This window comes from Prevotella aff. ruminicola Tc2-24 (genome assembly GCF_900110895.1).
Lineage (GTDB): Bacteria > Bacteroidota > Bacteroidia > Bacteroidales > Bacteroidaceae > Prevotella.
The window spans coordinates 484,130-497,495 of sequence record NZ_FOIQ01000001.1 but is presented as its reverse complement, the minus strand read 5'-3'; the positions used below and the strand labels follow the sequence as shown (position 1 = coordinate 497,495).

Here is a 13,366-nt window from a genome sequence, read left to right as displayed (position 1 = left end):
GTTGCCCATTATCCGTATGCTTCCCGTTTTATGCCTATATATTAATATAGGTGAATTGTCTGCTCCATGCAGCCGTATCAGATTTCCTCTATAATAGAGGTACCTGATGGGCCGGATGTCCATTGCCATGATTCATAAAACCTTAGTTTGCCGTTTTCGGTTCTAGGTACAGAGTGACATGAGCCTGTCTTCAATTCGCCACAGGTGTTGATGTGTTGGTAGGTGAATTGAAGTTCGTTATCCGTATCAATCGTACCAACGAGGAACCCTTTAATAATGTTCCCACCCGAATATTCGGCCCAAATGATATTGTCCTTCTGATGATAGCAGAACACGGTCTGGATAGAAACTTCGCCAGTATCAGAATTGTCTATAGCCACAAAATGCCGCCCATCAAGAGAGAATACAGTTTCTGTAGGACTGAACAGAGTCAGTCCTCGGTTGTAGGCGGTAGTAAGATTCTTGTCCCAGTCGGTGCATCTTAATGGACAGGCTCTGGTCATGCCACCGAAGACCACAAAATCAGTGTACTTGACACGATTGAACAGACGATCGCCAAACATGATTTTTTTCATGCTGGGCAGTAGGCCGAACTGCTCAAGTTTATCTGTCGTGTTGCCTGCCGTGCAAAGGATGAGACCTTTCTCGAGCACTTTCATGGTTTTTGGACCATAAGCAAAACCGTAGGTAAGTACCCTGTCGAACCAACCTATAAGTTTGGCTGGTGCTTCAGTCCAGAATACGGGGTAAATGAATATAATGGCATCGGCAGCATTGATCTTCGCTTGTTCAGCAAGCACGTCGGCCTCTAAACAGGGCTTGGTCGAATAATGAGCGTCTCTGAGGTATTCTTTCTCCGACATGTCAGTCTTGAAATCCATCTGGTAGAGATCGGAAAGAATGTATTCGTTCCCTGAGTCTTCGATGCCTTTGATGAAGGCGTCACGCACATGACTGGTGAATGAGTCTTCTGATGGATGGCAATATACGATAAAAGCTTTCATTGTGTTGTAATAGTGTCTAGTTGGTGATGAAAATAAAAAAATCCCCAGCCTTTTTAGGCTGGGGATTATAAAGCTTCAGCCAATTGTTACTTGCCGATGGCAGAGAGGCGATCCTTAATCTGACCTACGTATGCATCAATAGTCGCAATCGCAGTGATGTTTACGACGTCTCGAACTGATGCACCAAAGTCAATGAAGTGGATAGGCTTGTTCAGACCCATTTGGATCGGGCCGATGACCTCAGCATCAGAGCCAAGCATCTGGAGCATCTTATATGAGGAACGAGCAGAAGTCAGGTTGGGGAATACAAGCGTATTCACTTTCTTACCCTTTACGCGTGTAAAGGGATACTGCTCGTCGCGCAATTCATTGTCAAGAGCACAGTCAAGCTGCATCTCACCATCGATGGGGAGTTCCGGATACTCGTTTTGCATCTCCTCAACGGCATATCTGACCTTTTGTGCGCCTTCGCTCCGATTACTTCCGAAATTGGAATGACTTACCAGTGCAATGACGGGCTTCTCGTTAAAGAAGCGTACTGCAGTCGCAGCCAGTTTGGCGATATCCTTAAGCGTATCTTTGTCGGGATTCTCATTGACCAGCGTATCGGCGAGGTAATAAGTTCCTTTGGGTGAGTTGACGATATGCATTGTTCCGAAATGATTGTATTCCGGACGGATTCCGATAACTTCTTTAGCCACTTTGATGGTGTTCGAGTACTTGGTGTAAAGACCGGTAATGAAGGCATCTGCCTCACCAGTCTCAACCATCATCATTCCAAAGTAGTTGCGCTCGAACATCTTATCATTGGCCTCTTGGAAGGTGTAACCGTCACGTTGACGCTTTTCCGTCAGGATACGAGCATAGCGTTCGCGGCGCTCCTGCTCGTTGGGGTGACGCAGGTTGACGATCTCGATACCTTCCAGTGATAGGTCAAGGCTCTTAGCGAGTTTCATAATTACCTCGTCGTTACCGAGCAGGATGGGTTGACAGATGCCCTCAGCCTTAGCCTGGACGGCAGCCTTCAGCATGGTGGGGTGAACCGCCTCGGCGAATACCACACGTTGTGGATGAGCGGCTGCGGTAGCATAAAGCTTTTGTGTGAGTTTGGTCTCCTGACCGAGAAGCACAGACAATGAGTCTTTATATTCATCCCAGTCTTCAATATTCTTGCGGGCTACACCACTCTCGATGGCTGCTTTTGCGACAGCTGCCGACACCTCCGTGATAAGTCGTGGGTCAACGGGCTTTGGTATGAAATACTCACGTCCGAAAGTCAGGTTGTTCACCTTGTATACATCGTTTACGACATCGGGGACCGGTTGTTTAGCCAGATCAGCGATGGCGTGTACGGCGGCCAACTTCATCTCCTCGTTGATGGCAGTGGCGTGTACGTCGAGTGCTCCGCGGAAGATGTAAGGGAAACCAATCACATTATTAATCTGGTTAGGATAGTCGGTTCGACCTGTTGACATCAGTACGTCTGGACGGGCCTCCATGGCGTCCTCGTAAGAGATTTCCGGTACAGGGTTGGCGAGCGCAAAGATCACAGGGTTCTTAGCCATGCTCTTGACCATATCCTTTGAGAGTACGTTACCCTTAGACAGACCGACAAAAACGTCGGCTCCCTTGATGGCTTCTTCCAATGTATGAATGTCCGTACGACTGGTTGCAAAGAATTTCTTCTGCTCGTTCAGATCCTGGCGGGTCGTGCTGATCACTCCCTTTGAGTCAAGCATAACGATATTCTCTTTCTGTGCACCGATGGCCATATAAAGTTTGGTACAGGAGATGGCGGCAGCACCAGCACCGTTGACGACGATCTTAACCTGACGGATATCCTTCCCGATTACTTCCATGGCATTCTTCAGACCGGCAGCAGAGATGATGGCAGTACCGTGTTGGTCATCATGCATAACAGGGATGTCAAGCGTTTTCTTTAAGCGCTCTTCAATATAGAAACATTCAGGAGCCTTGATGTCTTCAAGGTTGATACCTCCGAATGTGGGTGCAATCCTCTCAACTGCTTCACAGAATTTCTCGGGGTCTTTTTCGGCAACTTCAATATCAAAGACATCGATACCACCATAAATCTTAAAAAGAAGACCCTTTCCTTCCATAACAGGCTTACCGCTCATTGCACCGATGTCACCCAGACCGAGTACGGCTGTACCATTAGAGATGACTGCTACGAGGTTGCCTTTGTCGGTATACTTATAGGCTGCATCGGGATTCTCCTGAATCTCAAGACAGGGATAGGCAACACCAGGGGAGTAGGCAAGACTCAGATCGGTTTGCGTTCGATATGCCTTGGTTGGCTTAACTTCGATTTTGCCAGGGCGTCCGCTCTCATGATATTCTAAGGCGGCTTCTTTCGTGATTTTGACCATAGTGTATTATTTGTTTAGATGTCTTTTTGAAAATTCGCTCGCAAAATTACAAAAAACCGTCGAAAATCATTTCGTTTTTTTTGTTTTTTTGTATCTTTGCAGTCGAAAATGTATGAATATGCAAGAAACCAAAGAGATTTCAGCGTATAAGCAAGGATTAAGAGGAAAGATTCTCGAAACGGCAATGAATGCTTTTGGTGAGAAAGGCATCCGTGCTGTGAAAATGGATGATGTCGCAGTGGAGCTTGGCATATCCAAAAGGACGCTCTATGAGCTCTATGATAATAAGGAACAGTTGCTTTTTGAGGGCGTGAAAGTGTACAATGAGCAACGACAGATACTGATCAAAGAAAAAACCAAGAACTGCGGGAACGTGATGGAAATCCTACTGACTGTCTATCGGATAAAGGTGGAAGAATTCCGTCAGACGAATCCTCTGTTCTATGCCGATCTGGTTAAATATCCAAAGGTTGCCCGCTTCCTTCACCAGCAGAATCAGTATATTCATACAGAAATGCAGAAGTTTATTCAGAGGGGTGTCAGTGAAGGTTTTTTTAGAGAAGATGTGGATGAAGCATTGACAATGCACCTTTTCGACGCTTTGGGCGAATATGTGATGATGAATCAACTCTATCGGCGATACACCATCGAGGATATCTTTAAGAATATTATCTTTGTGTCTTTACGTGGTATCTGTACCGAGAAAGGTGTGGTTGCACTGGATCGTATCATCGGTTAGGATAAAAAGAATCCCTGTCGTATTTGGCAGGGATTCTTTAGTTTTTATTGATGCTGTTCGCGCAACAGGTCATTAACAGTCTTGACGGGGTTGAATGTGCCAAGTGGCACCTCAACAAAGATGGTGGCCCAGTCGCTCATGGCTCCATTCCACAGACCTGGCAACTCTAATGCTTTCAGCTCTTTTCCCGCTTTTGACTTGGAGGAGATAAAGCCTGTTGTCTTATCAACGAAATCTGGCAGGTTGAATGGCTTACCTTGGTAGTCCTTAACAGCACAGACAAGATCCACAGGGTTGAAGTGTGTACCATTCGAGAACATCTTCATGTATTCCTCGTTCTTTGTATCGATCTGACTACTTTCGAGAATCTGGGGTGAGACAGTACCATCTTGGTTGTAGGTTAGGAACGGACCGCCGCCAGGCTCACCGACATTCTTTACAACACCACAGACACGCATCGGACGGTTCAGTTTCTTTCTGAGATAATCGACATCCACTTTGTTGCCTTTAGCGTCGATACAGAGTTCTTCCTCAACGAACTTGGCAATCTGTCCGACTTGTTCATCCGTGGGATTGCCGTCAAGGATGCGGAGATACTCAAAAGCTTGCTTCTGCAAAGAGACAAGTATACCGGCAATAACCTGTTTCCACTCGACGATCTCCGGTTTCAGACGATCAGGCACCACGTTGTCGATATTCTTGATGAAGATGATGTCGCCATCTATCTCATTGAGGTTCTCGATGAGCGCACCATGTCCTCCCGGACGGAAGAGTAACGAACCGTCGTCATTACGGAAAGGTGTGTTGTCGGGGTTGGCAGCAATCGTATCGGTAGATGGTTTCTGTTCAGAGAAAGTAATATCATATTGGATGCCATATTTCTTTGCATAGGAGTCGGCTTTCTCAGTAACCTTTGACTTGAAAAGGGCCATATGCTCATGGGAGACAGTGAAATGAACATGAGCCTCACCGTTTGAGGCGGCATAGAGCGCGCCTTCTACCAGATGCTCCTCCATCGGCGTTCTGGCACCATCAGCGTATTTGTGGAAGAGTAGGAGGCCTTTAGGGAGCTGACCGTAATTGAGTCCCTCAGTCCTTAACATGTTGGCGGCTACGGCCTTATAATTGCCATCGGCGATTAAACTCTTGATGTCTTTTCCCTCGTTTTTCTGACAGACGGCATCGAGCGCTTCGTAAAAGGCAAACTTCTCGATGGAGGCGAAGTAGTCCTTCTCGAAATCCGTTGTCGGTATGGTATAGTCTGCATCTACAAAGGCAAACATGTTCTTGAACATGCGACTGGCTGCACCGGAGGCAGGTACGAACTTCACGATCTTCTTTCCTTCTGCCTTGTAGGCCTTCCATATGGCTTCATACTGCTTGCGCTTTTCGGCATTAGGGGCGATGATGCCGTGACCAATGCCGGCGGCTGTCTCCAGTTTCAGGAAAGGGAATCCGGTTATAAACTCGTTGAGTTGGTTTTCTATTTGCTCTTGGGTGATACCCTTTTGAGCGATTTGCTGCAGATCTTGCTGTGATAACATATTATATAAGGTGTATTTGTCTTTTCTGCATGCAAAGTTACAACAAAAAAACGAGATACAAGGAAATAACCCTAAAAAAGGTTTCTGATTATTAGCTGTATGTTGACTCTTCTTTTAAATTATCAAGGTTTTTGTTTTTTTAAAGATATCTTTTATTTAAAAAGATGTTTTTGTCAGCGGAAAATCGTATCTTTGTCCCATCAACACGACGTATTATGGCTGATCTGTTTACATTCACATACGAAGAAAAAAAGCGGATGGCTGCCCAGACGGCAGAGATCCTTGAAAAGGAAACCGGATTAAAGGGCGATGCTATCCAGGCTGTACACTTGATACCTGAGATAGAGGAGGGACATCTGTCCGTTGACCAAGTCAAGGAGCAATATGGAGATCAGGTGGCTCGTATCTTGCACGGTTTGAACCGTATACAGCAACTCTATCAGAAAAACCCTGTTGTCGAGAGTGAAAACTTCCGCAATCTGCTGCTTTCTTTTGCAGAGGACATGAGGGTGATCCTGATTATGATTGCCGATCGTGTGAATCTCATGCGTCAGATCCGTGATACGGACAATACCGAGGCAAAGATGGCAGTTAGTCAGGAAGCTGCCTACCTCTATGCGCCGTTGGCTCATAAATTGGGACTCTATAAACTGAAAAGCGAACTGGAGGATCTGTCGCTGAAGTACATGGAGCACGATGCATATTATATGATTCGTGAGAAACTCAATGCAACGAAGGCTGCTCGTGATGCGTATATCCAGGCTTTTATAGGACCTATTGAGGAGAAACTGAAGGCGGCAGGCTTGAAGTTCCACATGAAAGGCCGTACGAAGTCTATCCATTCTATCTGGGAGAAGATGAAGAAACAGAAGTGTGGGTTCGAGGGCATCTACGACCTGTTTGCCATCCGCATCATCATCGAATGTGAAGACGAAGGCACTGAACGCCAGACTCATACCCGTGAGGTGATGCAGTGCTGGCAGGCCTATTCGATCGTGACCGATATGTATCAGCCTAACCCTAAGCGCCTGCGCGACTGGCTCAGTGTGCCGAAAAGTAATGGTTATGAGAGCCTTCATATCACCGTGTTAGGACCTGAACAGAAATGGGTTGAAGTACAGATCCGTACTGAACGTATGGATGAGATCGCAGAAAGGGGTGTTGCCGCCCATTGGCGCTATAAAGGTGTTAAGGGTGAGACAGGTCTTGACGAGTGGCTGACGGGAATCCGGAATATGCTGGAGAACGCGGAAGGGATGGAGGCGATGGATCAGTTCAAGATGGATCTTTATGAGGATGAGGTGTTCGTCTTTACCCCAAGAGGCGATCTCTATAAGTTCCCCGTAGGCGCCACTATTCTTGACTTTGCTTATCATATTCATTCCAAACTCGGCAATCAATGCACGGGTGGACGTATCAACGGACGTGTTGTCAGTATCCGCCAGCTTCTGAAGAGTGGTGATCAGGTGGAGATATTAACCTCTGCTAACCAGAAGCCTAGGCAGGAGTGGTTGAATATTGTGAAGACTTCACGTGCCAAATCGAAGATACGATTAGCATTAAAGGAGACACAAGTCAAGGAAGGGCTCTTCGCCAAGGAGATGTTGGAACGTAAGTTCAAGAATCGTAAGATTGAACAGGATGAGTCGTTGATGATGCACACCATCAAGAAGATGGGATTTAAGGAGGTTAGTGATTTCTATAAGCAGGTAGCAGATGGTGTGATTGACGTAAATGCTGTTATCGAGAAATATATAGAGGTTAAGGAGGGCGAGAAGACGGTGACAGGCGATAATATTGCACGTTCTGCCAGCGAATTCGAACTTGACGACTCGAAGATAGCCGGATTAAACACTCAGTATAATGATGATGTGTTGGTCATCGACCGTAATCTGAAAGGACTCGACTACCAATTGGCTCGTTGCTGTACCCCGATTTATGGAGATCCTATTTTCGGGTTTGTGACAATTAACGGAGGCATCAAGATTCATCGTACCGACTGTCCTAATGCTCCGGAACTCCGCAGACGTTATGGATATCGCGTCGTTAAGGCGAGATGGAGTGGAAAAGGTTCGTCGCAGTATTCCATCACGCTTCGTGTGGTTGGAACCGACGATATCGGTATCGTAAACAATCTGACGAGCATTATCTCTAAGGACGAAAGACTGGTCTTGCGCTCGATCAATATTGATTCGCACGATGGTCTCTTTAGTGGGAATATCGTGGTGATGCTTGAGGATACCTCCAGACTGGAAAGTCTGATCAAGAAACTACGCACTGTAAAAGGCGTTAAACAGGTGGAGCGAATATAATCCTAACATATCCAACTTATATGAAACGACTATTATACCTGACTTTGACATTTTTGCTGCTTATTACGACTGGATGTCGTCGCCACCGGACAATCCAGTATGTGCGAGTACCGGTAGACACGGCGGCAGCTAATGATATTCCTGGAATGGATGGCGACTCTTTGGTATTGGGAGCAGATGACGATGGTCTGGTCGCTATTCCCGATATCCCTGATGATCGTGGTGTTGACATGACTGCCAACGACTACGAACTGAAGAAGATGATGATGGGAAAGCGTGATGAGGAATTCAGCTATTGAATGGTGCTCACTCCCTGTAGATCCATGATAACAGTGCATTGACCCACTTGATGGAAAAACGGAACCATCGGTAGGTGCTGACTTCTTTTCCGCCAAAATGGAGGATGAACTCGCGGAATGGATTCTTTGAAAATGGAAGTCCGACATCCATAAAGCACATGTGCTGATAACCTCTCTCATAGGCATCCTTCATGGCATCCCATACTGTTACGTCGTCAGGGTGGAGGGTCAGGTAGGTCTTTCGTCTGAAAGCAGAATACCAAAGATAGGCATTCCCTTCACTGTACACACACGCAGAACAGCCGACGACTTTCCCCTTATATTTTGTAACAAACAGTCGACCACTATCGCCCTCCATGAGCTGATGGAAGAACATGTCGTCGGGGATATAGCGCTTGGGCTTTAGAATATGGTGCTTGCGTAGCAGTTTGGAAAATGCCCTAAAGTCTTCTTCGTTGTCTACCTCCACTGTTGTGACACCTTTCTGATGGACATGTTGTATACGTCTGAGCATCTTCGGCGTGATGCGTTCTTCCGGCGCATGACTATGTAGAGAATTGTGTATACTCATCCAGTGAACGGGGTAGTAGCCCAACTGGCGAAGCTGCCGGTAACCAAACATCTTCTGACTGAGATTACTTATCTCGATATAGAATACACGCTTATTCATGAGTCGGGTGATGGCCTTCAACATCTCTCCGAGCAATTCATCTCGCCGATGTTCATTCTCTTCATAGACACCTTCGCCGATGATACGACAATGGATGAGCAGAAACGGCGGTAGCCATATAGGACGGATACGTACGATACCCAACAAATGACTGAGGATTTTCCCGTTTTCGTCAGAGGTGACAACCATGTAAGGCTTCTGGCGCGGTGTCTGTTCTAGAATCTCAAATAACTGACGACTATGGAAGAAATTCTTTTCCTCCAGAACAGGTAGTTCACTGCTGGTACGGTAGATGGTTGTCGTCAGTCCTTTCATGCCGCAAAAATACGAATTATTTTAATAAAAGTGCTTTTTTTAGCAGAATTTCACTAACTTTGCAGCAAAATAACGCATATCGACAATGAAGGATTTTAAAGATTTGGCGCAGAAGCGTCGTAGTCATCGGAAGTTCACAGACGAGGAGATCGACGCAGAAGACCTGAAACTGATTCTCAGGGCTGCTCTGATGTCGCCCACATCGAAAGGACAGCGTGCTTGGCAGTTCGTCGTGGTGGAAGATAAATTGGATATAGAGAAACTGGCGGATGCCAAGGATCTTGGTAGTCAGTTCCTCAAAGGTGCCCCGGTCGCAATCGTTGTCTTGGGTGATCCCATGCAGAATGATTGCTGGGTTGAGGACGGATCAATAGCCGCTATTTCCATGCAGTATCAAGCCGAGGATCTTGGACTGGGTACTTGTTGGATTCAGATGAGAGGACGCGGACTTGCTGATGGTACTACTGCCGATACGGTGATCCGCGGAATTCTCGATATCCCGGAAAATCTCAATTGCTTGTGTGTTCTTGCTGTAGGGCATTGGACGGATGAGCGTAAGCCTCAGGCGGAGGACCGTCTGAAATGGGAGAATGTACATCTTAATAAATTCTGACAACAGATGATTCAATACGATCTTAATAAGATTCGGGCAATAATCTTTGATATTGATGGTGTGCTCAGTGCCGAGACGATTACACTTAGTGCAGATGGGGTGCCACTGCGTACTGTGAATATCAAAGACGGCTACGCTATACAACTGGCTATGAAACTCGGCCTTCGTATCGTGATCCTCACGGGTGCAACCACTCCTAGTGTCCGGGTACGATATGAGGGACTGGGAGTAGAGGATATCTATTTGGGTTGCTCGGTGAAGATCGAGACCTACCGTCAACTCCTGAAACAATATGGTCTGACTGACGAGGAGGTGATGTATATGGGTGATGATATCCCTGATCTTGAGATCATGCGTTGCGTAGGCTGCCCGGTCTGTCCGAAGGACGCATGTCCGGAGATCAAGGAGGTGAGCCTGTATGTCAGCGATAGAAAGGGAGGCTATGGCTGTGGTCGTGATGTGATAGAACAGGTACTTCGTGCCCAGGGTAAGTGGGTGATGAACGCCAAGGCTTTTGGCTGGTAGTCGATATATGCTTTTGATGCATGATGAAGAATCTTGATAAATATAGGATTGTACTGGCAAGTAATTCTCCGCGCCGAAAGGAACTCCTGGCCGGTCTCGGTCTCTCTTTTGAGGTACGCGTTATGCAAGGCATCGATGAGTCATATCCCTCAGGTTTGCCTGTCGACGAGGTGGCTCTTTATATCGCAGGCAAGAAAGCAGAGGCTTATCGTGGCGCAATGTCTTCCGATGAGCTTATTATCACTGCAGACACTGTTGTGATTGTAGGGGATGAGATTCTTGGAAAACCTTCTGATGAGCACGATGCGGAACGGATGCTTCGTCTGCTCAGTGGACGCACGCATCAGGTGACGACAGGTGTCTGTCTGTGTTCTCTTGATCAGGAGTCTCGTTTTTCGGTGACGACTGACGTGTCTTTTAAGAGTCTGACAGACGAAGAGATTGATTATTATATCACTCATTATCATCCGTTCGACAAGGCTGGTGCCTATGGTATTCAGGAGTGGATTGGATATATCGGTGTGACGGGACTTCATGGTAGCTATTATAATGTCATGGGCTTACCCGTGCAACGTATCTATAACGAACTTCTCAAGTTTTAGGAGATTAAGATGGTAAACGAATACCAGATAAGGGTAATACCTGAGGTTGCTGCACAGGAGGACCGACTGAAGGGATGGCTTGCAGACGAGCATGGACTTGATGTCAAGGCCATCAGTGGTGTGCGTATCTTGAAACGCAGTATCGATGCCCGTCAACGTCAGATCTATGTAAACTTGAAGGTGCGGGTATATGTGAATGAACAGCCCAGTGACGACGAATATGTGAGAACCGAGTATCCCCATGTTGAGGGACGACCTCAGGTGATTGTCGTGGGGGCTGGACCTGGTGGTCTGTTTGCTGCCTTGCGACTGATAGAACTTGGCTTGCGACCTGTTGTCCTGGAGCGAGGTAAGAATGTCCACGATCGTAAGAAGGATCTGGCAGATATCTCAAGGACTCAACAGGTGGATGCGGAGAGTAACTACTGTTTCGGTGAGGGAGGGGCAGGTGCCTACTCCGATGGTAAGTTGTACACCAGGAGCAAGAAACGAGGAAATATCGATAAGATCCTGAATGTGTTCTGTCAGCATGGTGCATCAACGGCCATTCTCGCCGACGCTCATCCGCATATCGGTACCGACAGACTCCCCCAGGTGATTGAGGCTATGCGCAATACCATCATCAACTGTGGTGGTGAGGTGCATTTCCAGACAAAGATGACGCGGTTAATCCTGGAGGGTGACCGAGTGGTTGGTGTTGAGGCTGTCAGTCAACAGCCGACGACCAATAGTCAGCAGCAATATAAGGGACCTGTTATTCTCGCTACAGGTCACTCTGCCAGAGATGTTTACAGATATCTTGCTGAAGCAAAGATTGAAATAGAAGGAAAGGGTATTGCCGTGGGTGTGAGACTGGAGCATCCTTCTGCGTTGATCGATCAGATACAGTATCATTCCAAACAAGGCAGAGGACGCTTCCTACCGGCGGCGGAATATTCGTTTGTAACGCAGGTCGCTGGACGGGGGGTCTACTCCTTCTGTATGTGTCCGGGGGGTTTTGTTATTCCTGCCGCTACCGATAAGGAACAGATCGTTGTTAACGGCATGAGTCCGGCCAACCGAGGTACGCGTTGGAGCAATTCCGGTATGGTTGTCGAAGTACGCCCTGAAGACATTGAGTCAGTGGATTATAGACAATCCGACGAGCCAAGCACGAACTCTCAATGCTCAACGCTCAGTTCTCAATTGAAAGTCCTCCGTTTCCAAGAAGAACTGGAGAAAATGTGCTGGCAACAAGGAAATATGCGTCAGACGGCACCGGCTCAAAGGATGACGGACTTTGTAAACGGAAGGTTGAGTAGCGATCTGCCGAAGTCTTCGTATGCGCCGGGATTGATATCCAGTCCGTTGCACTTCTGGTTGCCAAAGATGATCTCCACCCGTCTGCAAGAAGGTTTTAAGGTGTTTGGTCGGAATGCGCATGGTTTTTTGACAAACGAGGCAGTGCTGATAGCCGTGGAGACACGAACATCCTCTCCCGTTCGTATTGTTCGTGACAAAGACCGACTGCAACATATTCGTATCCAAGGTCTTTTCCCATGTGGTGAGGGCGCAGGCTATGCGGGGGGTATCGTCTCGGCTGGCGTGGATGGTGAACGGTGTGCGGAGATGGCTGCTGAGTATGTTAAAAGTTTCATATGCTAAGCTAATATTTCTTTCATTTCTTGGATTTTCCGATTCTTTTTTTTATCTTTGCCAAAGGAAAAATGTTTAACTAATAAATGGCGCACTATGAACAGGGAGGAACAATTCGTTATTACGATCAGTCGCCAGTTCGGTACGGGCGGACATGAGATTGGAGCAGAATTGGCACGACGGTTGAATGTCAAACTGCTCGATAAGCAGATTCTGAATGAGGTGGCTAAGCGTACCCATGTGGTGGAGGAGGCCATGGAAAAGATTGAGACACGGAATCCGCTATGGCGCGATGATTTTACGGATTTCTATCGGAATTACATGAGTAAGGCAGAGTATGATGGCGCAGAGCATAGTCAGACCTCGCATGCCTTGTTCAATGCTCAGGCTGAAGCCATCCGTTCCATTGCAGCGAAGGAGTCGTGCGTGATTGTGGGACGCTGTGGTTTCCATATCTTTGCTGATCACCCGAATGCACTAAAGATTTTTATTCATTCCTCTGCGGAGTGTAGAAAACACCGTATTGCTGAGAGGTATGGACTTGACCTGCGCGATGCTGCAGCGATGGTGGTCGATAATGACTACAGCCGTGAGCTCTATACCAAGACCTTTACGGGGAAAGACTGGACCGATGCCCGTAACTATGACATTGCGATAGATGTGCGTAAGTTTGGCGTGAATGGAGCCGTTGACTTCCTAATGAAGTGTATCGAGTAGT

General features: G+C 47.1%; 12 protein-coding genes. 8 read left to right on the top strand and 4 right to left on the bottom strand.

What is annotated here, in order from left to right; genetic code table 11:
- Window positions 1–77: 77 nt before the first annotated feature.
- Together BMY63_RS12400 and BMY63_RS02155 are read right to left on the bottom strand one after the other, a co-directional pair.
- Complete coding sequence (locus BMY63_RS12400) at window positions 78–1,004, bottom strand: NAD(P)H-dependent oxidoreductase (RefSeq protein ID WP_218128528.1); 927 nt, start codon at window positions 1,002–1,004, stop codon at window positions 78–80.
- Between the two features lie 86 nt (window positions 1,005–1,090).
- Complete coding sequence (locus BMY63_RS02155) at window positions 1,091–3,394, bottom strand: NADP-dependent malic enzyme (RefSeq protein ID WP_091899533.1); 2,304 nt, start codon at window positions 3,392–3,394, stop codon at window positions 1,091–1,093.
- 118 nt (window positions 3,395–3,512) lie between these two features.
- On the opposite strand from BMY63_RS02155, the gene BMY63_RS02150 reads away from it, so the two are divergent.
- Window positions 3,513–4,133: a TetR/AcrR family transcriptional regulator gene (locus BMY63_RS02150; protein ID WP_177178359.1), complete on the top strand. Its 621-nt coding sequence runs from the start codon at window positions 3,513–3,515 to the stop codon at window positions 4,131–4,133.
- A gap of 44 nt (window positions 4,134–4,177) precedes the next feature.
- Here the strand turns inward: BMY63_RS02150 and BMY63_RS02145 are convergent, their stop codons facing one another.
- On the bottom strand, window positions 4,178–5,677 hold the full coding sequence (locus BMY63_RS02145; RefSeq protein WP_091914428.1) for a DUF4301 family protein: 1,500 nt from the start codon (window positions 5,675–5,677) through the stop codon (window positions 4,178–4,180).
- A gap of 215 nt (window positions 5,678–5,892) precedes the next feature.
- Here BMY63_RS02145 and BMY63_RS02140 point away from each other — a divergent pair, with 215 nt between their 5' ends.
- Both BMY63_RS02140 and BMY63_RS12160 read left to right on the top strand, forming a co-directional pair.
- A complete protein-coding gene (locus tag BMY63_RS02140; protein WP_091914426.1) occupies window positions 5,893–7,989 on the top strand; it encodes a RelA/SpoT family protein in 2,097 nt (698 codons plus the stop codon).
- Between the two features lie 20 nt (window positions 7,990–8,009).
- A complete protein-coding gene (locus tag BMY63_RS12160) occupies window positions 8,010–8,288 on the top strand; it encodes a hypothetical protein (protein ID WP_143065697.1) in 279 nt (92 codons plus the stop codon).
- 7 nt (window positions 8,289–8,295) lie between these two features.
- Here BMY63_RS12160 and BMY63_RS02135 read toward each other — a convergent pair whose 3' ends face one another.
- Window positions 8,296–9,273: a GNAT family N-acetyltransferase gene (locus tag BMY63_RS02135; protein ID WP_091899529.1), complete on the bottom strand. Its 978-nt coding sequence runs from the start codon at window positions 9,271–9,273 to the stop codon at window positions 8,296–8,298.
- A gap of 85 nt (window positions 9,274–9,358) precedes the next feature.
- On the opposite strand from BMY63_RS02135, the gene BMY63_RS02130 reads away from it, so the two are divergent.
- The 5 genes from BMY63_RS02130 to BMY63_RS02110 all read left to right on the top strand — a co-directional run bounded on the left by BMY63_RS02130 (window position 9,359) and on the right by BMY63_RS02110 (window position 13,365).
- Window positions 9,359–9,886: a nitroreductase family protein gene (locus BMY63_RS02130; RefSeq protein ID WP_091914424.1), complete on the top strand. Its 528-nt coding sequence runs from the start codon at window positions 9,359–9,361 to the stop codon at window positions 9,884–9,886.
- A 6-nt stretch (window positions 9,887–9,892) separates the two neighbouring features.
- Entirely contained in the window at window positions 9,893–10,411 is a 519-nt protein-coding gene (locus tag BMY63_RS02125) for a KdsC family phosphatase (protein ID WP_091914421.1), read from the top strand.
- A 20-nt stretch (window positions 10,412–10,431) separates the two neighbouring features.
- A complete protein-coding gene (locus tag BMY63_RS02120) occupies window positions 10,432–11,013 on the top strand; it encodes a Maf-like protein (protein WP_369807688.1) in 582 nt (193 codons plus the stop codon).
- Window positions 11,014–11,022: 9 nt separating this feature from the next.
- Window positions 11,023–12,657, top strand: a complete 1,635-nt coding sequence (locus tag BMY63_RS02115; protein WP_091914419.1) for an NAD(P)/FAD-dependent oxidoreductase — start codon at window positions 11,023–11,025, stop codon at window positions 12,655–12,657.
- A gap of 87 nt (window positions 12,658–12,744) precedes the next feature.
- Complete coding sequence (locus BMY63_RS02110; protein ID WP_091899525.1) at window positions 12,745–13,365, top strand: cytidylate kinase-like family protein; 621 nt, start codon at window positions 12,745–12,747, stop codon at window positions 13,363–13,365.
- The last annotated feature ends 1 nt before the right edge of the window (window position 13,366 follow it).